The 24,160-nt window shown below is 69.2% G+C and carries 21 protein-coding genes and 1 riboswitch; of the genes, 9 read left to right on the forward strand and 12 right to left on the reverse strand.

The genetic code is table 11. From position 1 onward, the window contains the following. Window positions 1-209 precede the first annotated feature (209 nt). Complete coding sequence (locus ACIQC9_RS12815; RefSeq protein WP_400616481.1) at window positions 210-602, forward strand: NtrZ family periplasmic regulatory protein; 393 nt, start codon at window positions 210-212, stop codon at window positions 600-602. Here the strand turns inward: ACIQC9_RS12815 and ACIQC9_RS12820 are convergent. After that, the gene (locus ACIQC9_RS12820; protein WP_400616483.1) at window positions 599-1,234 is read right to left on the reverse strand and encodes a thiamine phosphate synthase; all 636 of its coding nucleotides are present in this window, start codon (window positions 1,232-1,234) and stop codon (window positions 599-601) included. The genes ACIQC9_RS12815 and ACIQC9_RS12820 overlap by 4 nt on opposite strands. Here ACIQC9_RS12820 and ACIQC9_RS12825 point away from each other — a divergent pair. Both ACIQC9_RS12825 and ACIQC9_RS12830 read left to right on the forward strand, forming a co-directional pair. Then, window positions 1,233-1,940 carry a YggS family pyridoxal phosphate-dependent enzyme gene (locus tag ACIQC9_RS12825; protein ID WP_400616486.1) on the forward strand — a complete coding sequence of 236 codons (708 nt, stop codon included), beginning with the start codon at window positions 1,233-1,235 and terminating at the stop codon, window positions 1,938-1,940. The genes ACIQC9_RS12820 and ACIQC9_RS12825 overlap by 2 nt on opposite strands. A gap of 39 nt (window positions 1,941-1,979) precedes the next feature. Continuing rightward, a complete protein-coding gene (locus ACIQC9_RS12830) occupies window positions 1,980-2,666 on the forward strand; it encodes a response regulator transcription factor (RefSeq protein ID WP_400616489.1) in 687 nt (228 codons plus the stop codon). Here ACIQC9_RS12830 and ACIQC9_RS12835 read toward each other — a convergent pair. Further along, on the reverse strand, window positions 2,663-3,547 hold the full coding sequence (locus ACIQC9_RS12835; protein WP_400616491.1) for a hypothetical protein: 885 nt from the start codon (window positions 3,545-3,547) through the stop codon (window positions 2,663-2,665). The two genes, ACIQC9_RS12830 and ACIQC9_RS12835, sit on opposite strands and share 4 nt — an antisense overlap. Window positions 3,548-3,614: 67 nt before the next feature. Between ACIQC9_RS12835 and ACIQC9_RS12840 the strand changes: the two genes are divergently transcribed. Continuing rightward, the gene (locus ACIQC9_RS12840; RefSeq protein ID WP_400616493.1) at window positions 3,615-5,015 is read left to right on the forward strand and encodes an SLC13 family permease; all 1,401 of its coding nucleotides are present in this window, start codon (window positions 3,615-3,617) and stop codon (window positions 5,013-5,015) included. On the opposite strand, the gene ACIQC9_RS12845 is transcribed toward ACIQC9_RS12840, so the two are convergent. From ACIQC9_RS12845 to ACIQC9_RS12855, 3 genes are all read right to left on the reverse strand, one after another. Continuing rightward, window positions 5,012-5,806, reverse strand: a complete 795-nt coding sequence (locus ACIQC9_RS12845; protein WP_400616495.1) for an exodeoxyribonuclease III — start codon at window positions 5,804-5,806, stop codon at window positions 5,012-5,014. The genes ACIQC9_RS12840 and ACIQC9_RS12845 overlap by 4 nt on opposite strands. Window positions 5,807-6,088: 282 nt before the next feature. Then, entirely contained in the window at window positions 6,089-6,739 is a 651-nt protein-coding gene (locus tag ACIQC9_RS12850) for an outer membrane lipoprotein carrier protein LolA (RefSeq protein WP_400616497.1), read from the reverse strand. Between the two features lie 134 nt (window positions 6,740-6,873). Further along, window positions 6,874-9,270 (reverse strand): DNA translocase FtsK 4TM domain-containing protein, encoded by a 2,397-nt coding sequence (locus tag ACIQC9_RS12855; RefSeq protein ID WP_400616499.1) that lies wholly within the window; start codon window positions 9,268-9,270, stop codon window positions 6,874-6,876. A 138-nt stretch (window positions 9,271-9,408) separates the two neighbouring features. On the opposite strand from ACIQC9_RS12855, the gene ACIQC9_RS12860 reads away from it, so the two are divergent. Then, window positions 9,409-10,662, forward strand: a complete 1,254-nt coding sequence (locus tag ACIQC9_RS12860; RefSeq protein ID WP_400616501.1) for a UbiH/UbiF/VisC/COQ6 family ubiquinone biosynthesis hydroxylase — start codon at window positions 9,409-9,411, stop codon at window positions 10,660-10,662. A 3-nt stretch (window positions 10,663-10,665) separates the two neighbouring features. Here ACIQC9_RS12860 and ACIQC9_RS12865 read toward each other — a convergent pair whose 3' ends face one another. The 5 genes from ACIQC9_RS12865 to rpe all read right to left on the reverse strand — a co-directional run bounded on the left by ACIQC9_RS12865 (window position 10,666) and on the right by rpe (window position 15,011). Continuing rightward, the gene (locus ACIQC9_RS12865; protein ID WP_400616503.1) at window positions 10,666-10,860 is read right to left on the reverse strand and encodes a Trm112 family protein; all 195 of its coding nucleotides are present in this window, start codon (window positions 10,858-10,860) and stop codon (window positions 10,666-10,668) included. Between the two features lie 32 nt (window positions 10,861-10,892). Next, entirely contained in the window at window positions 10,893-11,552 is a 660-nt protein-coding gene (locus ACIQC9_RS12870) for an LON peptidase substrate-binding domain-containing protein (protein ID WP_400616506.1), read from the reverse strand. 10 nt (window positions 11,553-11,562) lie between these two features. Then, window positions 11,563-12,459 (reverse strand): thioredoxin, encoded by an 897-nt coding sequence (gene trxA / locus ACIQC9_RS12875; RefSeq protein ID WP_400616508.1) that lies wholly within the window; start codon window positions 12,457-12,459, stop codon window positions 11,563-11,565. Between the two features lie 87 nt (window positions 12,460-12,546). Next, entirely contained in the window at window positions 12,547-14,349 is a 1,803-nt protein-coding gene (locus tag ACIQC9_RS12880) for a heparinase II/III family protein (protein WP_400616510.1), read from the reverse strand. Next, a complete protein-coding gene (gene rpe, locus ACIQC9_RS12885; protein WP_400616512.1) occupies window positions 14,349-15,011 on the reverse strand; it encodes a ribulose-phosphate 3-epimerase in 663 nt (220 codons plus the stop codon). The genes ACIQC9_RS12880 and rpe overlap by 1 nt, the downstream gene beginning before the upstream one ends. Window positions 15,012-15,107: 96 nt before the next feature. On the opposite strand from rpe, the gene ACIQC9_RS12890 reads away from it, so the two are divergent. The 3 genes from ACIQC9_RS12890 (at window position 15,108) to ACIQC9_RS12900 (ending at window position 18,496) form a co-directional block, all read left to right on the forward strand. Beyond that, window positions 15,108-15,566 (forward strand): OsmC family protein, encoded by a 459-nt coding sequence (locus tag ACIQC9_RS12890; protein ID WP_400616514.1) that lies wholly within the window; start codon window positions 15,108-15,110, stop codon window positions 15,564-15,566. Window positions 15,567-15,604: 38 nt separating this feature from the next. Further along, window positions 15,605-17,500, forward strand: a complete 1,896-nt coding sequence (gene recQ / locus ACIQC9_RS12895) for a DNA helicase RecQ (RefSeq protein ID WP_400616516.1) — start codon at window positions 15,605-15,607, stop codon at window positions 17,498-17,500. Window positions 17,501-17,587: 87 nt separating this feature from the next. Continuing rightward, window positions 17,588-18,496: an aldo/keto reductase gene (locus tag ACIQC9_RS12900; protein WP_400616518.1), complete on the forward strand. Its 909-nt coding sequence runs from the start codon at window positions 17,588-17,590 to the stop codon at window positions 18,494-18,496. Here the strand turns inward: ACIQC9_RS12900 and ACIQC9_RS12905 are convergent. Further along, the gene (locus tag ACIQC9_RS12905) at window positions 18,480-20,312 is read right to left on the reverse strand and encodes a TonB-dependent receptor plug domain-containing protein (protein ID WP_400616520.1); all 1,833 of its coding nucleotides are present in this window, start codon (window positions 20,310-20,312) and stop codon (window positions 18,480-18,482) included. The genes ACIQC9_RS12900 and ACIQC9_RS12905 overlap by 17 nt on opposite strands. Before the next feature lie 166 nt (window positions 20,313-20,478). Continuing rightward, window positions 20,479-20,689, reverse strand: a riboswitch (cobalamin riboswitch). A gap of 50 nt (window positions 20,690-20,739) precedes the next feature. Here ACIQC9_RS12905 and mutS point away from each other — a divergent pair. Beyond that, complete coding sequence (gene mutS, locus ACIQC9_RS12910; RefSeq protein WP_400616522.1) at window positions 20,740-23,430, forward strand: DNA mismatch repair protein MutS; 2,691 nt, start codon at window positions 20,740-20,742, stop codon at window positions 23,428-23,430. On the opposite strand, the gene ACIQC9_RS12915 is transcribed toward mutS, so the two are convergent. Continuing rightward, entirely contained in the window at window positions 23,431-24,075 is a 645-nt protein-coding gene (locus tag ACIQC9_RS12915; RefSeq protein WP_400616525.1) for a CAP domain-containing protein, read from the reverse strand. Window positions 24,076-24,160 lie beyond the last annotated feature (85 nt).

A 24,160-nucleotide genomic window follows, 5' to 3' on the forward strand; every position in this document is an offset into this window, starting at 1 on the left:
GACAAGGCGAAGTCATTGCGGACCCGATGGTAAACGGCGGCGCGGTGTCTGAAATCGGACAGAGTCCGTGACGCGGGGGACACATCAGGCCGTTGAGTCGTACGGAACCGGCCTCTAGCGGGGCCGTTCGGTTGACCGGGTTGTTCGGCGGCGCCTATCTGCTGTCAGTGATCGCGACGGGACGCTCGTCGCGGCGAAAAGGGTTGGATATGCGCACAGGCGCCGTCATCGCTGGACTGGCCGCGGGGCTTTCGCTCCTCGCGATCGCCGACGTGGCTTCGGCCCAGACCGCCCGTGGCCGCACGCCCGCCGTTTCTCTCTCCGACGCCCAGGCCGCCCGCGCCGCGACGCCGCAAGGCCAGTCGCGCCTGCGCTTCACCGAACGCGGCCGCTGGGGTCTTGACCTCAACATGAACCAGCCCGTCGGCCGCGAAAGCGAGCTGGGCGATGTCGAGGCTGGCGCCTACTACCGCGTCAATCCGCGCCTTCGCGTCGGCGCCGCCGCCGGTCTGGCCGAGCCTGAGGCCGATCCGGCTCGCGCCCCCCAGACCGACCGCCGCTCGACCCCGCGGTTCCGTCTGGAATCGATCTTCCGTTTCTAATCTGCTCCGAACGCCGACTGGATCGAGCCGATCGCGGCGATTCCGCATGCGTGCGACCCGATGAGGCCGGCTGCATTCCGGGCGTTTATCCCGCCCAGTGCATAGACCGGGCAGGGCGCGCGGCCAACCAGATCCGAGAACACCTCGACGCCCAGTTCCGGGCGATCCGCCGACGCGCCCCCGGCCGGGAAGACTGGAGACAGGACGGCCGCATCCAGTTCCGACGCCTTTGACAGGACTTGCCGACCGTGGACGGCCCCGGTCAGAAGCCAGCCGGGATGGGCGGCCCTCAAGGCTGCAGCCCGATCCAGCGCCCGTTCGGGCAAGTGCAGGCCGTCGGCGTGGCAGGCCTGCGCCAGTTCTCCATCCAGCCCGACCAGAAGCGTCACCCGCCCTTGTGTCGCCTCCCGCAGGCGCAGGGCGGTCTCGCGGGCGTCGGTCGCACCGAACGCCCGGTACACGACGCCGGAGCCGGCCGGCAGCCGCGCCGCGACTTCCCATGGCCGGGGCGTGCGGACGGGGTCGGTGAAGAACAGGAGCGGCGGCAGCGCGCGCCCGTGGCTGACTTTGGCGGCGTCGCGGGATAGGACGCTGGCGACCTCCCACAGGATTTCGGCGTCTGAACGCTCCATGGCCTCCTCTTCTCCCGATCCGACCCTGTCGTCCAGCGATGTCGCCGCGCGCGTCGACACGGTGCGACGCCGGATTGCGAAGGCGGCACGGGTCGCGGGCCGGGCCGATCCCGTGGTTCTGACGGCCGTCAGCAAGACACAGCCGCCCGAGGCGATCGACGCGGCGCTGGAGACCGGTCTGCGCGTGTTCGGCGAAAACCGGGTGCAGGAGGCGCAGGGGCGATGGAACCGGCGTCGTGCGGGACGTCCTGATCTCGAGTTGCGCCTGATCGGGCCGCTGCAGACCAACAAGGTCGAGGAAGCGCTCGCCCTGTTCGACGTCATCGAGACGCTCGACCGGCCGAAACTGGCCGAGGCGCTCGCCAGGGCGGCGGAAAAAACCGGGAAGCCGGTGAGGGTGCTGGTTCAGGTCAACACCGGCGAGGAGGAGCAAAAGGCCGGCGTGGCGCCGCGGGACGTCGACGCCCTGATCGCCCGGGCGCGCGCGCTGGGTCTGATCGTGGAAGGGCTAATGTGCATCCCGCCGGCCGACGAGGCGCCGGGCCCGCATTTCGCCCTGCTGCGAAAGATCGCGCGACGTAACGGGCTGGACGTGCTTTCGATGGGCATGAGCGGCGATTACGACGTCGCGATCCGCTTCGGCGCCACCCATGTGCGTGTCGGATCGGCGTTGTTCGGGGAACGAAACGTCATTCCCGCGTCCTAAAGCTTGGCGAACCCGCCAAGCCTCGCCATTCTAGAGCCCATGCCGACGCCCAAGACGATCCTCATCATCGACGACGACAACGACCTGCGCGAGGCGCTGGCCGAGCAGTTGGCGCTGCACGAGGCCTTCCGCCCGGTGCAGGCCTCGACGGCTACGGAAGGGGTGCGTCTGGGGCGCGAGACGCGGGCGGACCTGATCCTGCTGGACGTGGACCTGCCGGACATGGACGGCCGCGAGGCCTGCCGCCTGTTGCGCAAGGACGGGGTCTCCACCCCGATCATCATGCTGACGGGTCAGGATTCGGACGCCGACATGGTGCTGGGCCTGGACGCCGGGGCGAACGACTATGTCACCAAGCCCTTCCGTTTCGCGGTCCTGCTGGCCCGAATCCGCGCCCAGCTGCGCAGCCACGAACAGTCCGAGGACGCCGTCTTCCGTGTCGGGCCCTATGAGTTCCGTCCCGCCGCCAAGGTGCTGGTCGACGACAAGGGCAAGAAGATCCGGCTGACGGAGAAGGAAACCAACATCCTCAAGTACCTCTATCGCGCCGGCGCCAAGGCTGTGTCGCGCGAGGAGCTGCTGACCGAGGTCTGGGGCTACAACGCCGGGGTCACGACCCACACGCTGGAAACCCACATCTACCGACTGCGGCAGAAGGTCGAGCCGGAGCCGGGTCAGGCGAGGCTGCTGCTCACGGATGCGGGCGGGTACCGGCTGCAGCCTTAGGTCGGACGCCACTCGCTGAGGCGCGCGCCGGCGGCGGTTTCGAACCGGATGCTGTCCAGGGCGACGGCGACAATGCAGGTCGGGCGCCGATTGGGATTGGTTGCCGAGCATCGCACCGCCTTCCCATCCGGGAACGTCCCGATCCGACCTTCGAGAACAAGGCGATATCCTGCCGTCGGGGCCGCCGGCGGCGTTTTGTCGATGCCCCGAACGGTGAAACTGTAGGGTTCGCCCGCCCGACGGCCAAGACGCGAGCCCTCCGCGGTCTGGATCGCCGCCAGACCGGCGGTGAAGGGTGAGGCCGCCGCGTTCGGCGCCCCGATCTGTGCCTCAATTGGCGGCGAGGCCCCCTGATTTCCGCTTTCGACCGTCGGACTGGATGTGGTGGAAGGGCTCGCGGCAGGACAATCGTCCGACGCCAGCCATGGGCGCGCGATCCAGTAGCCGTCCGCCCGATCCCACATCGGGTCTCCGCTGACGCCGAGCAGGGACGATCGGGTCCAGTCCACGGGGCGAAGGGACAGGATCTGGCTCCGCCGATCCTCTGACCATCGCCAGCTGGCGAGACCATCTCCGGCGAGAGCGACCGCCGTCGGCGACGCGCCTGCGCCCACTGGACCGAAGCAGCCGAACGGAAGGCGCAGGGAAAATGGCCGCCCTGCCAAGGCGGGAGCTGCGGCGTCCGACGCGCCGGCGGCGTGAGCGGACGCCGCGAGAGCTAATGCCGCGACAAGTTCGGTGCGGGACAATGCGGTCGGCGCTACAGGAGATGGCGCAGGAGCGGGAGTCGGGGCGGACGGCGTCTGCGGCGCCGTCTCGCGTTCGCACCCGGCAGCAGCGAGAGACGCGTACACGCAAAGGCTCGCCAGTGTCTTCTTCATGGAACCGTCGCCTCCCGACGCCCGCTAGGTGATCGAAGGCTAAAGCGTTCCGGAGCGCAGGGGGTTCATGAATTTCGACCAGATTGCCGCCTTGGCGGTGCTCGCCGCAGTCATCGCCGCATTGGTGCATGGACGCTTGAGGGCGGACGTCGTGGCCCTCACCGGCGCGGCGGTCCTGCTGATGCTTGGCGTTGTGCGACCCGTGGAGGTTCAGGGCGCATTTGCGAGCCCTGCCGTCATCGCTCTGGCGGGTCTTTTCGTGATCGCCTACGCCATCGAGATTTCCGGACTTCTCGCCTGGCTGATCCGAAAGGCGCAAGGCCTGACCCGTGTTCTGGGCTCCCAGGCGATCTGGCTGGTCATAGCCGTCTGCGGTTCGGTCGGCGGCTTTCTGAACAACACGCCGGTCGTGGTTCTGGCCGCGCCGGTCGTCCGGGATATGGCGACCGCGCTCGACCTCTCGCCCAAAAGATTTCTGATGCCGCTCAGCTATGTGGTCGTGTTGGGCGGGCTTTTGACCTTGATCGGGACGTCCACCAACCTGTTGGTCAACGACATGGCCCGAAACGCCGGCCAGCCCGTTTTCGGCCTGTTCGACATCACGGGAGTCGGCCTCGTCATCGCGCTGAGCGGCGGTCTCTACCTTTACTTCGTCGGCGCCCGACAACTGGATCGACCCGCGCGATTTGAGGAGGTGATGATCCGGCGGCGAAAGCTGGCCGAGGCCCGGGCTCAGCGCGTCGACACGAAGCCGCGATCAAACTGGCTTTCCGGCTTCTTTCGCTTTGGCGAGGGGCGAAGTACGCCGGACGGGTCCGGGGATGGCGTTCTGGGCGACGTTGATCTGTATGAGCAGGGCGCGGACAGGCCCCTGCGTGTCCCACAGGCAGCGGCGTCGATCACTGTCTTTCTCGGGGTGATACTGGTCGCGGCGTTGGGAATCGCACCCATCGCGGCGGCGGCGTTCGCCGGCGCGGTTCTGCTCATCCTCTGCCGGGTGATCACGGCGGACGAGGCCTATGCGGGGCTGCGCCCTGAAATCCTGTTGCTGATCGCCGGAATGGTGGTGGTCGGCATGGCTATCGAGGTTACCGGTCTGGCGGCGGCGGGCGCTACGGGACTGATCGATGTGATCCGACCGCTCGGTCCGTTCGGCGCGCTGATCATCTTCTATGGCGTGACCCTGTTCGCGACCGAGCTTCTGTCGAATGCCACCGTGGCGGTGCTGATCACGCCTGTGGCCGTGGCGCTCGCGGAAAGTCTCGGCGTCGATCCGCGACCGTTTCTGGTCGCGGTCATGATGGCGGCGTCGGCGGCGTTCGCCACGCCCTTCGGCTATCAGACCAATGTGCTCGTCTTCCAGATGGCCGGGTACAGCTACATGGATTTCGTCCGCGTGGGCGTACCGCTGAATCTGGTCACATGGGCGGCGGCCATGGTCGCCATCCCGATCTTCTTCCCGTTCTAGAGCGCCAGATCCATCGTCACCGGGGCGTGGTCGCTGGGTTGTTCCCATGCCCGGACATCGTCATGAATGCGCGCCGAGCCGGCGACGACGGCGCCGCCAAGGCCTGGCGAGGTCCACAGGTGGTCCAGACGCAGGCCCCTGTTTGATTTGCGGAAATCGGCGGCGCGATAGCTCCACCAGCTGGCCAGCCTGGTCGGCTCGGGGATCTGGTCGCGCAGCACGTCGGAGAAGTCGCCGGCGTCCTGCAGGCGGCGCAGGATCTCGACCTCGATCGGCGTGTGGCTGACCACCTTCGACATATAGCGGTGGTTCCAGACGTCGTTCTCGCCGGGCGCGATGTTGAAGTCCCCCGCCAGCACCAGCGGGCGTTGGCGGTCGCGTGCGGCCATGTTGGCGGTCAGCCGCTCGTAGAAATCCAGCTTGTGATCGAATTTCGGATTCACCGCCCGGTCAGGAATGTCGCCGCCTGCGGGGATGTAGAAGTTCTGCACCTCGACCCCGTCCACGACCACGCCGACGCAGCGGGCATGGCCCTCGCGGCAGACGTCCAGCTTCGGCGCCTCGGTGATCGGCTTGCGGCTGGCGATGGCCACGCCGTGCCAGCCTTTCTGGCCGCCGATCTTCAGGTGGGGCAGGCCCATGGCCTCGAACGCGGCGCGGGGGAACTGGTCCTCGAGGCATTTGATCTCCTGCAGGCACAGGACGTCGGTTCCGCTTTCGGCGACGAAGCGGCTGACCTGATCTATGCGCAGGCGAACGGAGTTGATGTTCCAGGTGGCGATGCGAAGCATGGCGCGGTCTTAGCGGGGGACGTGCCGCGCCGCCATGCAATCCCCGCAGTCGCGCGTGATCCCTCGCGCTCAGGCAGCGAGCCGCCGTGCGGCGAGCGATAGCGCCCCTAAGCAAGACAAAGAAACGCCCGGCCGCGGGCGGCCGGGCGATGGATAGTTTGTCTCTCTCTCGCCGCCAGGAAGGGGATGAAATCCAGGGCGGTCGACCAGCTCCCGCCGATCTGTTGCGAAAACACCACAACGCGCAGAAAAAGTCAAACCCGTTTTGGTTGAGGGTCTCTTCTAGTTCCGGCGAGGCCGCTGGGTAGGGTCACGCAACTGGAACAGGCTGGCGGCCAATCCTGATGCCGGCTGCATGGTGGTCAGCTGGGTGCGGGTGCGCACGCCCTGGGCGTCGGTGATGGTCCATTCCTGCAGACGCAGCGGGCTGCCGGCGAAGGCGAGGATGGCCGAGCCGTCGTTGGGACGCGACTGGCTGCGCGCCGTGATGGCGAAGGCGCCCGACTGCATCCGGGTCACCCGCGTAATGACCACGCCCCGGTCCAGCCGGACATTATTGGCGAGGAAGGTCGCCAGCGGCGTCGATCCCAGCGGCACCTGACGGAAGGTGTTCAGGCGCGGGTCGTAGCGTTTGACGTTCGAGCCGTCGGACACCACCAGCAGGCCGGCCGGGTTGGTGTACTCGAACCGCATCTTGCCGGGCCGCTGCAGATAGAAGCGGCCCTCACGACGCACGGCGCCAGAGGTTTCCACGAACGTGCCCTGGGCTGCTGCGAGGCCCTGCAGATAGGCCTGCGCCTGCGCCACGACGGCGCGATCCTCTGCCGAAAGGGCGGCGTTCTGGGCTGCGGCAGGCAGGGCGGCAAGCGCGCCGAGCGCGGCGGCGCCGAAGCCGAAGGCGCGGCGGGAAAGATGGGAATCGAAATCGGTCACGGCGTCTCCAACGTAGCGCTGTTGATCGGTCTGTCTGTCATGCGGAAGCGATCTGACCGGGAAATGGCCCAAGCCTGACCATATTCCGGCGACCGAATGAAGCGCTGTTCATCCGTCCGCGGTTCCAGAAGAGATCAGACCATCGGCGGCGGACCGGCCAGAACGTCGCGTTTGCCGGCGTGGTTGGCGGGAGAGACCACGCCTTCCTGCTCCATCCGCTCGATCAGGGAGGCGGCGCGGTTGTAGCCGATCTGCAGGCGGCGCTGGACGTAGCTGGTCGAGGCCTTGCGGTCACGGGTGACCACGGCGACGGCGCGGTCGTAGAGGTCGTCGCCGGATCCGCCGCCGCCCTCGTCGAAGCTGGCTGCGTCGCCGTCTCCGTCCGGATCGTCGGTGATCAGGTCGAGGTATTCGGGCTCGGCCTGAGCCTTCAGATGCCTGCAAACAGCCTCGACCTCCTGATCCTCCACGAACGGGCCGTGCAAGCGGGTGATGCGGCCGCCGCCGGCCATGTAGAGCATGTCGCCCTGACCCAGCAGCTGCTCGCCGCCCTGTTCGCCAAGGATGGTGCGGCTGTCGATCTTGGAGGTGACCTGGAAGGAGATCCGGGTCGGGAAGTTGGCCTTGATGGTGCCGGTGATGACGTCGACTGACGGTCGCTGGGTCGCCATGATCAGATGGATGCCGGCGGCGCGGGCCATCTGGGCCAGGCGCTGGACCGCACCCTCGACATCCTTGCCGGCCACCAGCATCAGGTCGGCCATTTCGTCCATGACCACGACCAGATAGGGCATGGGTTCGGGGCGGATCTTCTCGGATTCGTAGATCGGGCGGCCCTGTTCGTCGAAACCGGTCTGGACGGTGCGCTCGAAATGCTCGCCCTTGGCCTGGGCCTCCCGGGCGCGGTCGTTGTAGCTGGCGATATTGCGCACGCCGAGCTTTGACATCCGGCGATACCGGTCCTCCATCTCGCGCACGGTCCATTTCAGCGCGACGACGGCCTTTTTGGGATCGGTGACGACCGGGGCCAGCAGGTGCGGGATGCCGTCATAGACGCTGAGCTCCAGCATCTTCGGGTCGATCATGATGAAGCGGCACTGTTCGGGCGTCAGCTTGTACAGGATCGACAGGATCATCGCGTTGACCCCGACCGACTTGCCCGAGCCGGTCGTGCCGGCGATCAGCAGGTGGGGCATTCGCGCAAGATCGGCGACATAGGGCTCACCGCCGATGGTCTCGCCCAGCGCGAGCGGCAGCAGGTGGGCGGGCTTGTCGTATTCGGTCGAGGCCAGCAGGTCGCGCAGATAAACGGTCTCGCGCTTCACATTGGGCAGCTCGATGCCGATGGCGTTACGGCCCTGAACCACGCTGATGCGGCAGGCGCGGGCGGACATGGAGCGGGCGATGTCGTCGGCCAGCGCGACGACGCGGCCGTGCTTCACGCCCGGCGCGGGCACCAGCTCGTACAGGGTGACGACCGGACCGGGGCGGATCTGGTCGATGACGCCGCGGACGCCGAACTCCTGCAGCACGCCCTCCAGCATCTTGGCGTTCTGCTTCAGCGCCTCCTCGTCGACCGAGGCGACACGCTTGGCGGGCTTGGTCAGCATGCCCAATGGGGGCAGGTCGAAACCGCCCGTGGGTTTGGCGAAGTCAAAGGCGGCCTGGCTGTCGTCGATCTCGCGTTTTGACGCCTTCGGAGCCTTGGCGGCTGCGACGCGGGGCTCGGTCTCGGCTCGCGCCGGTTCGGGCGCATGGCCGGGTTCGGGCTCGTCCCAAGGCGGCGCGTCCGCCATGTCGCGGGCGACGGCGGGGTAGGTCTCCGGCAGGTCTTCGGGTTCGGGGGCCGGTCGCGGGCGTGGGGCCGGGCGCTCGATCGCCTGACGCCCGCCTCCGGCGCGAACGGGCTTGCGGCGTGCGCCGCCGGCCCAGGCCAGACCCTCGCCGAGGTCGGAGACGCGCAGCCCGATGGCGTAGCCGATCGCCCAGAGCGCCAGCGGCAGGAACAGAACGCCGGCGATGATCGGCGCGCCGGGAATGCGAAGGGCGTCGCAGGTCATGCGGATCAGGCCGACCACGGCCTCGCCCCACAGACCGCCCAGACCCGAAGCCAGCGGCCACGCAGCGGGCGGCGCGAGGGAGGACAGGCCGGCGGCCAGCGCCAGCACGCCCGCCGTCGCCGACAGCGCCTTCAGCGGCGTGGGCTTCAGACGCTGCTGCAAGGCGTCGCCGATGGCGCGGGCCAGACCGAAGGCGATCAGCAGCAGGGCCGCGGGCCAGGCCGCCAGCCCCAGCGACTGCATGAACAGGTCGGCGAACAGGGCGCCGTTCGCCCCCAGCCAGTTAGTCGCGGCCAGACCCGAGGCGACGTTCAGGCTGGGATCGGCCGGATTCCACGACGCCAGCGCGGCCACCAGCAGCGCCGCCAGCAGCGCCTGCAGCACGCCCCGGAACCGCACCACGAACGGCGCGTCCCACAGGACGCGGGCGCTGATCCAGGCCTGTTTGCCGAGAGCGAGGGCGGCGGACATGCGAAGGGGGTCTCCGGACGGAAGGGTTCGAGCCTCCATCTCGCGCCATCAGGGTTAAGGGCCTGTTTACCGCACCGGAAAAGAGCTGCGGCGCCGGCCTCTATGGACGCCGTGAGGCAGGCGCGCGAAAAGCGGTGCATGAACGCGTCCGACCGCTACGACATCGTTATCGCCGGGGCCGGCATGGCCGGGGCCACGTTCGCGCTGGCGGCGGCGCAGGGCGGCTTGCGGGTGGTGCTGGTGGATCCCCAGCCGTTCAGCGCCCAGCTGGCCCCGACCTTCGACGGACGTTCGACCGCGATCGCGTTCTCGACCTTCCGGATGCTGGACGCGTTGGGCGTAGGCGAGGGGCTGAGGCCGCACGCCTGCCGGATGGACCGCATCCTCGTCACCGATGGCCGACGGCCCGGCGCGGCGTCGCGGGCGGCCTCGTCCGCCTTCCTGCGTTTCGACGCGGACGAGATCGGCGATCGGACGAACGGCGAGCCGCTGGGATATCTGGTCGAGAACCGCCGCATCCGGGCCGCACTGGCGGAGGCGATCACGGCGGCGGGTATTGAGGTCCGGGCGCCAACGGCCGTTGCGGCGGTCGATACCGGTCCGGGCGTCAGCCGCGTCACGCTGGCCGACGGCGCGGTTCTGGAGGCGGCCGTCGTGGTCGGGGCCGAGGGCCGGGGGTCGCTGGTCCGCAAGGCGGCGGGCATCGACACCCTCGGGTGGGGTTACGGCCAGTCCGGCGTGGTGGCGACGGTGGGTCTGGGTCGCGACCACGGTAACGTCGCCCACGAGTATTTCCTGCCCGCCGGCCCCTTCGCCATCCTGCCGCTGACGGAACAGCGCGCCAGTCTGGTCTGGACCGAGACGACGCGGCGGGCCGAAGCCTTGAAGACAGCGTCGGAGGCGGCGTTTCACGCCCATCTGATGCGTCGGTTCGGCGAGTTTCTCGACGACGTCACGGTAGTGGGACCGCGCTTCGTCTATCCGTTGTCCCTGCAGCTCGCCGAGCAGTTGACCGCGCCCCGCACCGCCCTGATCGGAGATGCGGCCCATGCCGTCCATCCGGTGGCGGGACAGGGGCTGAACATGGGGCTGAAGGACGCCGCCGCTCTGGCCGAGGTGCTGATCGAGGCCATGCGGCTGGGCGAGGATATCGGGTCGGAGATCGTGCTGGACCGCTACGCCCGCTGGCGACGGTTCGACAACACGATGCTGGCGGCGGGCTTCGACGGCTTCGTGCGCCTGTTCTCGAACGACGCCCCGCCGGTGCGGCTGGCGCGCGATCTGGGCATCGCTGCGGTAAATCGGGTCGGTCCCCTGCGCCGGGCTTTCATGCAGGTGGCTGGTGGGGGGCAAGGGGATCTGCCGCGCCTGCTGAAAGGCGAAGCGGTCTGAGCGTCAGTCGAGCTGGCGCGCCTCTTCCGGCAGCATGATCGGCACGCCGTCGCGGATCGGATAGGCCAGCTTCGCGCCCTGTGAAACCAGCTCCTGCCGCTCGCGATCATAGTCCAGTTTGCCGCGCGTCACCGGGCAGACCAGCACCTCAAGCAGGCGCGGATCGACGGAGGACGGAGTGTTGAAGGCGTCGGACATGGGAGGGTTCTAACCGCCCGGCCGCCCGGGCGCTACTGCATCCCCGGCGCGTCGCCGTCGCTGACATCGGCGGCGTCGATCCGCATCAGGGCGGTCAGGACGGCGGCGCGGGCGTCGAGGTCGGGCGCTTCGAGCAGGGCCTGCTTCTCCGCGGGCTCGAACGGCAGGGCCATGGACAGGCTGTTGACCAGCGCTTCAGGCGGCGCGCCTTCGGCCGTGTCCCAGTCCAGGTCCAGACCGCGCGTTTCCAGATAGGCCCTCAGGGCATCGAACAGGCCTTCGCGGTCCAGACCTTCGTCCTGTGATCGGGGGGCGGTCAGGTCGCTTTCGAACGGCGCGAATTCGGCGCGGACCTGACGATAGGGGGTCTGGCTGGGCAGCTCGGCCTTGATGCGAAAGCGGGCGCAGCCGGTCAGGGTGATCAGATAGCGTCCGTCCGAGGTTTCGGCGAAAGCCGTTATCCGCCCCGCGCATCCGATCGGCGAAAGGCGCGGCAGGCCGGACGGCCCGCCCGACGGCTGGATCATGCCGATGATCCGGTCGCCGGCCATGGCGTCGTCGATCATGTTCAGATAGCGCGGCTCGAAAATGTTCAGCGGCAGCTGACCGCGCGGCAGAAGGATCGCGCCGGGCAGCGGAAATACAGGGATCACCTGCGGCAGATCGGCGGCCTTGATATAGCTTTGGGCCACCGCGTGATCCTCAGGCGAACAGGATGGAGGAGAGGCGACGCCGGCCGTCCTTGGCGACATCGGACGCCCCGCCCGCCGCCTCGAACACGGTGAGCAGTTGCTTGCGCGCCGCCTGTTCGTTCCACTCGCGGTCGGCGGCGACGATCTTCAGCAGATGATCGACCGCACCCTTCAGGTCGCCGGACGAGGCGAGCGCCCCGGCCAGATCGAAGCGGGCCTGATGATCGGACGGGTCCGCGGCGACCTTCGCCTCCAGCTCGCTGTGTTCACCGGCGGGCGCCGTGGAAGCCAAGGACAGCTGGGCGCGGATGGACTGGACGTCGGGGTCGCGGGAGTCCTGCGGGGCCATGGCGATGGTCTGGCGGGCCTGATCGGCGTCGCCGTCGGCCAGATAGACCCGGGCCATGCCGGCGATGGCGGGTTCATTCCCGGGTTCCAGCGTCAGCACCTGCGCAAAGGCCTGGGCCGCGCCGCCGAGGTCGTTCAGCGACAGACTTTCGTTGCCCAGCTCCAGCAGCTGCTCGACGTCGGAGTTGCCGGACGCGCCGCCGGTCAGCTTGTCGATAAAGGCCTTCAGCTGGCTCTCGGGCACCGCGCCCTGAAAGCCGTCGACCGGCTGGCCGTTGACGAAGGCGTAGACGGTGGGGATCGACTGGACCCGCAACTGGCCCGCATACGCCGGGTTCTTGTCGACGTCGATCTTGACCAGCTTCACCGCCCCGCCCGCGGCGCGGACGGCCTTTTCGATCATCGGCGTCAGGGTCCGGCACGGCCCGCACCAGGTCGCCCAGAAGTCGACCAGCACCGGCTGGGTCTTCGACGCCTCGACCACATCCTTGATGAAGGCGGCGTCGGAGCCTTCCTTGATCAGGTCGTCAGGCAGGGCGGTCGGGTCGGCGAGGCTCATCGAAAATCCTGTCGTGCAATCGGGTAACGCGGCAGCGTTCAGATGGTCGCGAGACGGTCCCCGCTCAAGGCGTCGCAGGCCGCCTTGTCACGTCGGATCGCCGCTCGCGCCGGCCGGGCTCAGTTTCCACCGAATCTTCGTCTCGGAGTCCGTGCGGGCCGAACCGCGCACGACGATCTGCAGCGACCGCCGGGTCAGGCCGTCCTCGACGTGGACCGAGGGCTCGATGGCGACATCGGGCCCGTCGGTGCGGAACCACCAGCCGCGTCCCGAATGGCCGCGCAACAGGATCGAGCGCCGGTCGCGGGCGAGCGAGGCCTGTACCCCGGGCTCCAGCTGGAACCTGACCGCATAGGGGGCGGCGATGGCGCGAACCGTATCGCGGGCGTCGCTGGCCGGATGCAGACGCTCCTCGGCCCGCAGCTCATCCAGTCTCTGATCCAGATAGAGGCGGCGCTGGTGCAGCAGGCCCAGGTCGTGGACCCAGCCGTCGTGCTCGATCTCCAGCCAGACCGCGCCTTCGCCGTCGCGGCGATCGGCCGTGACGTGGAGAGGTCGTCCGATCAGGCGCGGGCCCAACAACTCGGCCTTCCAGCCGCCCAGCGGCTCGGCCGGCGGCGTCTCGCCCAGCGCCAGCGTCGAGTGACCGGCGGGCAGGCGCAGCCCCTGTCTTTCGGAGGCGCGCGACGTCCAGCCGCAGCCGGTGATCAGGCGATCCTTGCCGCAGACTATTTCCAGCGCGATCGGCTGGGCGCAGGCCGAACCTGACCATGCGGCGCGCGCCGGCGGGGCAGCGTCGGCGATAATCGTCAGCAAGGGGCTGTGGATGCGGACCAGACCGCCGAGGGTCCCGGGCGCCTCGTCGGTCGCGGGCTCATCGACCCGGGCGGCGGAGACCCGTTCGACCGTCGAGGGTCCCCCGCCCTGCATCGTCGTCAGCCGTCCGTCCGGCAGGACATGCAGCCGCAGCGCGCCCGAGAGTCGCCCGATGGCGCGCCGGACCGACTCGGGCGGAGTCTCCGACAACTGGGACAGGCCGTCCTCAAGCGTCAGCAGGTCGAGCAGGAGCTCCAGCCCGGCTTCGGGCGAGCGGGAGGCATGGGCGCCGTCATCACCCACCGCGCGATGCAGGGCGGCGGACAGCCGACCCAGAGCCCGGCGGCGGATCGAGGCTCCGGGGCGGCCAGACAGGGCGCTTCCAACCACCGCCGCGGCGACAAGACGCTCCGCCAGCGTGGCGACGCCGCCGGGCGGACGCAGCAACTGGCGCCCGTGGCGGGCGAGAATATCGGCCAGACGCAGACGCTCCGCCTCGGTCGCGACCTGCCCCATCCGCCGCGCGGCGCAGGCGAGATTGAAGCCGCGGCGGGCGAGGATGTCGGGGTCCCAGGCGAAGGGCGTCCAGCGCCGGAAGACGTCGTACCAGGCCAAAGTCAGGCGCAGGGCCTCGCGGGCGCCGCGCTCCTCCTGCGTCATCAGCGACGGCAGCCAGGCGAAGGCGTGCAGATCGACGGCGAAGGCGCGCGTCGGGCTGGGACGATCGAAGGGGTCTTCCGGCGCGGCCGCCTCGAGACTGACGCCGCCGAGCACGAACTTTCCGCCCAGCACGCTCTTGCCCATGGCCGGATCGACCGGACGGAAATCCCGCGGTGTGGAGGCGAAACCGGTGGGTCGACCTCCCCTCAGGGTCTGGGTGTAGCCGGGCAGGCCGTACAGCTCGATCCAGAGCTGGCGGGTCAGGACACGGCCGGCGATGGCGGGCCACAGGCCCGGTCCGGCCTGGGCCCCTGCCCCGCGTACGGGCGTCCGCATCGGTGCGCCGCGCAGGCCGGGGATCGCGCCGGATGACGGCGTTTCCGGATCGGGCGGAGTGAAGGCCAGCGGGCTCATCAGGCCGCCGTCTTCAGCGCCTGGATGTTCGAGGCGTAGGCAGACGGCCCGCCCTTGAACACGAACGAGCCGGCGACCAGCGCATCCGCGCCCGCCGCGACACAGGCCCCGGCGTTGGCGCTGGTCACGCCGCCGTCGACCTGCAGGTTCGCCTTCGATCCGGCGGCGTCCAGAATGGCGCGGGTCTTTTCAATCTTGCGCAGCGTGGTCTCGATAAAGGCCTGACCCCCGAAGCCAGGGTTGACCGACATCAGCAGCACCAGATCGACGAGGTCGACCACCTCCTCAAGGATGGACAGCGGCGTGCCGGGATTCAGCACGACCCCCGCCTTTGCGCCCAACTGGCGGATGCGGCCCAGCGTCCGGTGCAGATGCGGCCCGCTTTCCGGGTGGACGGTCAGGATGTCGGCGCCCGCGTCGCGATAGGCCTCCAACCACGGGTCGACCGGCGCCACCATCAGATGAACATCGAACGGCAGGGTCGTATGCGGCCTGATCGCCTTCACGATGTCCGGACCGAGCGTGATATTTGGCACGAAGTGGCCGTCCATCACATCGACGTGGATCCAGTCGGCGCCGGCGGCTTCGAGCGCCGCGACCTCCTCGCCCAGACGGGCGAAGTCGCTGGCGAGGATGGACGGGCAGATCAGCGGTGCGGCCATGTCCGGGGATTAGGACGGGTTGCGGGCGCGAGCAAGGCGCAGGCTGGGCTTCGACGCCGCAGCGGCCTACACGGTTCGGTCATCAGGGAAGCGGTCATGAGCGAATATGTCGCGACGGTGGACTGGGTCCGGGGCGACCAGTCGTTCTCGGACAGGCGCTACTGCCGCGCCCACGACTGGCGCTTCGATGGCGGCGCGGTGGTCCGGGGATCGTCCGCGCCGTCCAGTGTGCCCCTGCCGATGTCGGACGCAGCCGCGGTCGATCCGGAGGAAGCCCTGGTGGCCTCGGTGTCCAGTTGTCACATGTTGTTCTTCCTCGATTTCGCGGCCCGCGCCGGGCTGATCGTCGATCGCTATACGGACGAGGCGGTCGCCGTGATGGACAAGGACGATCGCGGCCGCACGGCGATCGTTCTGGTCAGGCTGAGGCCTCTCGTCGTCTTCACCGGAACGGATCCGGATAAGGCGACGCTGGACGACCTGCACCACCGGGCGCACGAGGCCTGCTACATCGCCAATTCGATTCGGGCCGAGGTTCGCGTCGAGGCCCGCTGAGCCTTCTCGACCCGGAACAAATAGTGCACAAGGATCGCATGTTCGCCGATTCAACCTTGGTGGAGTCTCCGGCTTCCGCGCCCCTGTCGCTGGATGACGCGCGTGCGGTGCTGGAGCGGGTGTGGGGCCACGCCGACTTCCGGGGCATGCAGGCCGAGGTCATCGAACAGATACTGGCCGGGCGTGACGTGATGGCGGTGCTGCCGACCGGTGGCGGCAAGTCGGTCTGCTACCAGATCCCGGCCATGCTTCGTCCCGGGCTGGGTCTGGTGGTCTCGCCGCTGATCGCCCTGATGACCGATCAGGTCGAGGCGCTGAAGCAGCAGGGCGTCGCCGCCGCCCGGCTGGATTCCGGCGTGTCGATGGACGACCGGTCCGCGATCTGGCGCGCGGCGAAGGCCGGCGAACTGGACCTGCTCTATGTCTCGCCCGAGGGACTGGCGCAGCCGCATATGATCGACCGGTTGCACGACCTGCCGCTCAGCCTGATCGCCATCGACGAAGCTCACTGCGTCAGTCAGTGGGGTCATGACTTCCGGCCGGACTATCGCACCCTTGGTCGACTGGCCGAGCTGTTCCCCAACGTGCCGCGGATCGCCGTGACGGCGACGGCCGATGCCCGCACGCGGGACGACATCGTCCGCTCCCTGCGTCTGGAGGGCGCCCGGGTCGTCGTCGACAGTTTCGCCCGTCCGAACCTGCAGCTCTCGGCAGAGCGCAAGGAGACGGCGTCGCGCAAACGCACCGACGAGCGGGTGATCGAACTGGTCCGGGCGCGTCGAGGCAAGTCGGGCGTCGTCTACTGCGGTTCGCGCGAGGGTTGCGAACGGGTGGCCGAGGCGCTGGTCGGCGCCGGCGTCAACGCCATCGCCTATCACGCCGGCATGGACGCCCGGGCCCGCGATCGGCGGCTGGAGCGGTTTCTCGCCGAGGACGGAGCCGTGATGGTGGCGACCATCGCCTTCGGGATGGGCGTGGACAAGCCGGACGTGCGGTTCGTCATCCACGCGGACCCGCCCGGATCGCTCGAGGCCTACTGGCAGGAGATCGGCCGCGCGGGTCGCGACGGCGAGCCGGCGGAGGGGATCACGCTCTACGGTCCGTCCGACATCGCCTGGGCCCTGCGTCGGCTGGAAAGCCGGCCGATGGCGGACGAGGTCAAGGCGGTGCAGGTGCGCAAGGCGCGCCAGCTGTTCGCCATGCTGGACGGCGCGACCTGCCGGCCACAGGCCGTGCGCCGCTATTTCGGCGAGGCGGAAGCGGACCCCTGCGGCGTCTGCGATGTCTGTCAGGACCCGCCCCAGCTCTATGACGCCACCGTCCCGGCCCAGAAGGCCCTGGCGGCGGTGCAGCGTCTGGATCAGCGCTTCGGGCGCGGCCGCGTCGTCGACCACCTGCTCGGCAAGACGAAGGATGTACAGTCGTGGGAAGAGGGCCTGTCGACCTGGGGCGTGGGCTCGGACATCTCGCCGCACGGATGGCGCGATGTGATCGATCATTTGATGTTCGAAGGCCTGCTCGCCGAGGATCCGAATGAGGGCAAGCCGCTGGTGCGACTGGGTGAGCCTGAGGCGGTGCGCGCGGTCTATCGCGGCGAGCGCCGGATCGAGGTGCGGCGCGCGCCCTCGCGGTTCGACCCCAACAGCCGGTCCGGCAATCCCCGGCGCGGCGGCAAGGGCCGGGTCGCCGAGCTGGAGGCGCTGGACGCCGACGCCCGCGCCCGTTTCGACGCCCTGCGGGCGTGGCGGCGAGACCGGGCCGCCGAACAGCACGTGCCGCCCTACGTCATCTTTCAGGACCGCACCCTGCTGGAGATCGCCCTCCGCCAGCCCCGCAACCTCGCCGAACTGGCGGAAGTCTCTGGCGTGGGACAGTCGAAGATCGAACGTTACGGCGAGGCCGTTCTTGGGGTCATAGAGGCTGCCGCAGCCTAGGTTTTCCGTCCGAACGATGTTCGCCCGGTAAGATTCGTGAAACGTCTCGGAAGGGGCGCCTTAAGCTTTGCGCGTCACACTCAGTGGGTGAATGCTTCGCGCGCCCCTTCTCCGGCCAAAAAGCTGGCTCTCGCCATCGTGCATGAGCCGGAACGTTCGACGCCCGCTCCGCTCGGGGCTCGCGAAGAGCTGCTGCGCTCTCTTTTGCAGACCGCGTCTGACGGCGGCGTGAACCTTGTCGCCACCCGGCCCGACGGCGATGGCGAACGTCTGCTTGGGCAGGCATGGCCCTTCCCGTCCCCTTTCCAGGTCACCATCAGCACGGTGCCCATCAGTGACGGGGTCGATCGGGTCGAGGCGCGGGCGCGTCGGTCACTGGAGCGGCTGGGCCTGCCGCGCGGCGACACCCTGCTGGTCTCCTGCGCCACCGATCTGGCCGGCGCCGAGGGGCAAGCCCTCTGGAGCCGGTTGTCGGAGCTCAAGGCCCGGGGCCTGTTCCGCCGGATCGGCTTCCGCGCCACCATTGCGGACGGCCCTGTCCTGCTGGCCCGGCGTTTCCAGCCGGACGTGGTCCAGCTGCCGATCAATCTTCTCGACCAGCGCGCCCAACGCACGGGCGTCCTGTCCGAGCTGGCCGCGCTGGGTGTCGAGGTGCACGCCGCCTCGGTGTTCGCCGACGGCCTGCTGTTCTTCGGCGGCGAGGCCCTGCCGCCCGAAATGGCGCGCCACGCCCACGAGCTGTCGCGTATTCGCCGGCGTCTCGCCGAAGCCCGCGTCGATCCGATGCAGGCGACCCTCGCCTACGCGCTCAGCCAGCCCGAAGTCGGCCGGGTGATCGCCAGCGTCGCCTCGGCGGCCGAACTGCGCGCGGTCCTCGCGGCCGCCCACGCACCGACCCCCAACCTGAACTGGGACGCGATGCAGCTGGAGCCGGCGACGGCGACTGCCGCCGGCCCCAATTCTCGAGGATCTGGGCGCGTCAGTAGCGCAGCCTGATCCCCACGTAGCCGGACCGACCCGGCTCGCCGTAGCCCAGCACCTGCTGATACCGCTCGTCCGCGAGGTTCTCGACTCGCGCGGTCAGGGTGACGTTCTGCGTCAGTTCGTACGCCGCGTTCAGATTCGCGGTGACGAAGCCGTCGCGGATGGCGGGGGTCGCCGCATTCGTATCCCGGTCTTCCCCTTCCGCCCGCACCGTCAGGGCGCCGGACAGACGCTCGCCGGTCCAGCCGAGGGTGGCCGAGCCCGACTGTTCCGGCACGCGCGCCAGCGGCCGGTCGTTGCTCTGGTCTTTCGCGTCGGTCCAGGCGTAGGCGAGGGTCAGGTCGAACCCGCCGCCCAGCAGGGCCCTGCCTTCCAGCTCGACCCCGTCCGTGCGAGTCTCGTCTATGTTGATGTAGTAGCTGTCGAAGGTGACGGGATCGAAGATGTAGGTGATCTGGTCCTCGACGTTCAGCCGATACAGCGTCGCCCGGCCCTCGATGCGGTCGTCGGACGACCGCCAGCCGATCGCCGCCTCGTAACCTTCCGCCGTCTCGGGCCGCAGCACCGGGAAGGGCTGGGACGAGAAGCAGAAGTCGCAGACCGCCTGGCTGACCGTCGGTGACTTGAAGCCCGTGCCGTATGCGCCGGACAGGGTGAAGCCGGGACCGAATTCCCAGGCCGCCGAGACCCGCCCGGTGGTCTTCGAGCCGAAATCATCCGTGTCATCGAAGCGCACACCGCCGGTGACGCTGAGCGCGTCGCTCACCTGATAGCGACCCGTCGCGAAGATCGAGGTGGTCCCCAGATCGACCGTGTCGCCGGTCGAGATGCTGCCGGCGCTGTCCTCGCGTTCGGCGCCGAAGGCATACGTCGCGGCGCCGGTCTGGCCGTTGGCCTGCCAGCGATAGGCCTGCCGGTCGGCCTCGAACACCGACCCGAAGGCGCTGAAGGTCTCGCGCGCGATGTCCGAGCCGGAGACGCTGAACTGGTGCTCCAGACCCAGGGCCTCTACGCTGGCGCGGACGACGGCCGACCATTGTTCCGACTCGGAGCGGTCTGCGTTGTCCTCGACCGGGAAGCCGTTATCGAGATCGGCCTCGCTTCGGGACCAGCGGGCCGAGCCGTCCAGCTTCACTGTCGGTGAGACGGCGTAACGGCCGCGCAGACCCACCGTGGTGTTTTCGAAGCCGTCAGCCTCGGGGTTGCCGTTGGCCTCGTCGGCGACCGAATTGCCGTCGGTGTCGAAGCGCGAGACATAACCGCCCAGCGCCCAGGTCTCGGTGGCGACGCCGCCGGCCAGACGCCCGCGAAGGGTGTCGAAGCTGCCGGCCTCGGCCTCGGCGCGGACGCCGTTGATCTCTTTAGTGGTGAAGGCGATCACGCCGCCGATCGCGTCCGAGCCCCACAGGGAGGACTGGGGACCGGACAGGATTTCAATCCGGTCAATATCGCCTAGATCGAAGCCCGAGATGTCATAGGCGCCGTTGGGCTCGGCGGCGTCGTTGACCGGGGCGCCGTCGACGAGGACCAGCGTCTTGCCCGGCGTGGCGCCGCGCATGCGGACCTGCGCCACACCACCGAAAAGGCCCGACCGGGTCACCGACAGGCCGGGCACGTCGGACAGGATGTCGGACGCAAAGACGGCGCCGCGCTTTTCGATGGTCGCGCTGTCGATGGCGCGGGCGCCGGGGGTGTCGGCGACGATGGCGGGAATGCGGGTGGCGGTGACCACCACCTCGGGCAGCTCGTCCGGATTTACGGCTTCCTGAGCGTGGGCGGACAGGGGCAGGCAGGCGGCGAGCGCCGTGGAGAAAAGAAGGGTTCGCATGGTTGCGAGGGCTCCGTCAGTCCCCGCGCGAGCGCATCGCGGCGACATGCTGATGGCGACCGACCCGCCCGGAATGGACGGCGCAGGTGTCGGGTCGCCTCGACGGACAAGGCCTGCGAACAGGCCTCTACAAACATGTCCCGCGTCTCTGTCTGGTCCCGGACAGCAACGGACGACGTCGGCGGCCAGGTCTCCTGGCTTGCGGGTCAAAAAAGAACGGTCGCGCCTTCCCGGTTTCCCAGTGACGCCGGAGCAGAGCCCCGGAATGATCGTTCGTCTCGCCGCTCACAGTTGCGGGCACAGCCGCGGTATCACACCGCGTTCCCTTAACCGCCTGAGCGCGCCTATCGCAGCGCAGCAGAGCTTGTGCAAGACGTGCGGATCGCGCTTGAGGCGACGGCCTCGATCCGTCACCCTGCCGACACGCATGAACGCCCCCCTCGTCCACCCGCCGAAAGCCGACGCTATTCCCTCCATGGAAGGCGTCACGCCGTTCATGGCCCAGTATCTGGCGGCCAAGGCCAAGGCGACGGACGCCATCCTGTTCTTCCGCATGGGCGACTTCTACGAGCTGTTCTTCAAGGACGCCGAGATCGCGGCGGCGGCGCTGGGCATCACCCTGACCAAGCGGGGCAAGCATCAGGGCGACGACATCCCCATGGCCGGGGTGCCGGTCCATGCGCTCGAAGGGTATCTGGCCCGCCTGATCCGGCAGGGCTTCAAGGCGGCGATCTGCGAGCAGCTGGAGGACCCGGCCGAGGCGAAGAAGCGCGGGTCAAAGGCTGTCGTCCACCGCGACATCGTGCGGGTGGTCACGCCGGGGACGCTGACAGAGGATTCCCTGCTGGACGCCCGGGGCGCCAACCGACTGGCGGCGGTTGCGGTGCGCAGGGGTCGGGCCGCCGTGGCGGTGGTGGAGCTGTCGGCCGGCGTCGTCGACGTCGTCGCCTGTTCGCTCGAGGATCTGGGCGCGACCCTGTCGTCGTTTCGGCCGTCGGAAGTGCTGGTCCCCGATCGTTTGTTTTCCGACGAGGCCACGAAGGACGCACTGAACGGCTCCGGCGGCGTGGTGCAGGCGCTGCCGCAGGCGCTGGCTGAACCGGTTGGCGCACGGGCCCGGGTGGAGCGGCTGTACGGCGTGGCCTCGCTGGACGGGTTCGGCGGGTTCGAGGAGGCGGAAGTCTCGGCTCTGGGACTGATCGCCGCCTATCTGGAAACGACGCAGGCCGGGAAGATCCCGGCGCTGGTCCCGCCGCGCCGCTCGGGCGACACCGGCTTCCTCGCCATCGACCCGGCGACCCGGCTGAGCCTCGAGATCGACCGGACCCAGCGCGGCGAACGCGAGGGCTCGCTGCTGGCCTGTATCGATCGCACCGTGACCTCCGGCGGCGCGCGGGCGTTGGCCGAGCGGATCGCCCGGCCCTTGCGCGAGCCGATCGCGATCAATCACGGCCTGGACGCGGTCGAGTGGCTGCTGGAGCGGCGCGATCTGCGACGCGACCTGCGCGACGGGCTGAAGGCCTCGTCCGACGTGGCGCGGGCCGTATCGCGGCTGGCGCTCGGACGGGGCGGACCGCGCGATCTGGCGGCGATCCGCATCGGCCTGTCGATCGCGGAGGGCGTCGTCGGCCTGTTCCCGCCCTCGCCGGACCCGCTGACGGGCCCGCCGGCGCGCATCGCCGCCTGTCTCGATCGGCTGACCCTGACGCCTGAACTGGGACGGCTGCTGGTCGATCTGGCAGAGGGTCTGGTCGCCGAGCCGCCGCATCTGGCGCGCGACGGCGGCTTCGTGAACCCTGACTTCCGGCCCGAACTGGATGAGGCCCGCCGCCTGCGCGACGATAGCCGCCGCGTGGTCGCCGATCTGGAGGCCCGGGCCGTCGCCGAGTCCGGCGTGGCGTTCAAGGTCCGGCACAACGCGGTGCTCGGCTACTTCCTGGAGACCAGCGCCAAGGCTGCAGAGCCGTTGATGCGGCCGACCGGGGAAAGCCCCTTCATCCACCGCCAGACGTTGGCCAATCAGGTCCGCTTCACGACGGTTGAACTGTCCGAGCTGGATGCGAAGATCAGTCAGGCTGGTCATCGGGCATTGGCCATCGAGGGCGAGACGTTCGAGACATGGCGGCGCACGGTCCAGTCGCTGGCCCAGCCGCTTCAGGCCGTGGCCGAGGCGATGGCCGAGCTGGACGCCCACGCCGCCCTCGCCCAGTGGGCCGAGGAGGTCGGCGCGGTCCGCCCGATTGTGGACGACACCACCTGTTTCGACGTCACGGCCGGAAGGCATCCGGTGGTGGAGGCGGCGGTCAAGGCGGCTGGCGATCCCTATACGCCGAACAATTGCCGGCTGGACGGTTCCGGCGCGGGCTGCGCGCGCCTGTCGATCGTCACCGGGCCGAACATGGCGGGCAAGTCGACCTTCCTGCGCCAGAACGCCCTGCTGGTCGTGCTCGCGCAGGCCGGGGCGTTCGTACCCGCGAAGGCGATGCGGCTGGGCGTCGTCGATCGCCTGTTCAGCCGCGTCGGCGCCGGCGACGATCTGGCGCGGGGCCGGTCCACCTTCATGATGGAGATGGTCGAGACCGCCGCCATCCTGACGCAGGCGACGGATCGCAGCTTCGTGGTGCTGGACGAGATCGGGCGCGGCACCGCCACCTACGACGGTCTGGCCATCGCATGGGCGACGGCCGAGGCTCTGCACGACGCCAACCGAGCCCGCACCCTGTTCGCCACCCACTATCACGAGCTGGCCGGGCTGGAGACGCGGCTGGCCCACGTCTGCAACCTGTCCATGCGGGCCAAGGAGTGGAACGGCGAGCTGGTCTTCCTGCACGAGGCCGCGCCGGGCGCCGCTGACCGTTCGTATGGCGTGCAGGTGGCGAAGCTGGCCGGCGTGCCGCCGTCGGTGGTCGCGCGGGCGCGGCAGGTGCTGGACCGGCTGGAGGGCGAAAAGGCCGCCGCCGCCAATCTGGACGACCTCCCCCTGTTCGCCGTCGCCGAACCCGCCGCCCCGCCGCCGTCCTCGGCGGTGGATGACGCGCTCAAGGGCATCGAGCCCGACGAGATGACCCCGCGCGAGGCGCTGGAGGCGCTCTACCGTCTCAAGACCCTGTCACGCTGATCAGGGCCGCGCCAGGTCGAAGACGCAGACGGTGCGCCAGCGAGGGTGGGCGCCGCAGCCCACGCCGATGAGCTGATAGGTCGGGTTGAACAGGGTCGTGCGATGGCCGCGATCCGGCACGCCGTCGTCGATGATCAGCTGCATGACCACGTCCTCGGGGCGGTGCGGGCCATAGGCGATCGCCTCGCCCATGGCGGTCCAGCGTCCGCTACGTCGCATGCGGTCGAAGGGATTGGAGCCATCCGATCCCGCATGACCATCGCCGCCGGAGCGGCCCTGATCGGCGGCGTGACCCGCCGCCGCACGATCCAGCGCTGCGCGTCGGGTCACCGGAGTCAGCGGCGCCTGACGCTCCAGAAAGGAGATGGCTTCGTCGACGGCCGCGACGCCCTCCTGCGTCTCCACGGGGATTTCGCCCGGATATTCGATGCGCCCGTCGCGATAAACCTGCCGGAAGCGACGGACGCGCTCGGCATAGGCCTGCGGATCCGTCCTCGCGGCGTTCAGCGACGCAAGCGCAGCCGCCTCGAAGGCGGCGTCCGTAACTACCGGCGCAGGCGGGCGAACCGGCAGGGGCGATGAGGGCGGCGCGGCGCAGGCCGACACGGCGATGAGGATGGCGAGCGGGATCAGGGCGAAACGCATCGGACGACTGTCGCGCGGCGATCCGCACGGGTCTATAGCTGATCCATGCGCGACACCCTCCCCGCCCGCGCGCCGTCGCTCCCTT

It is taken from the genome of Brevundimonas sp. NPDC092305 (assembly GCF_044755415.1).
Classification (GTDB): Bacteria; Pseudomonadota; Alphaproteobacteria; order Caulobacterales; family Caulobacteraceae; genus Brevundimonas.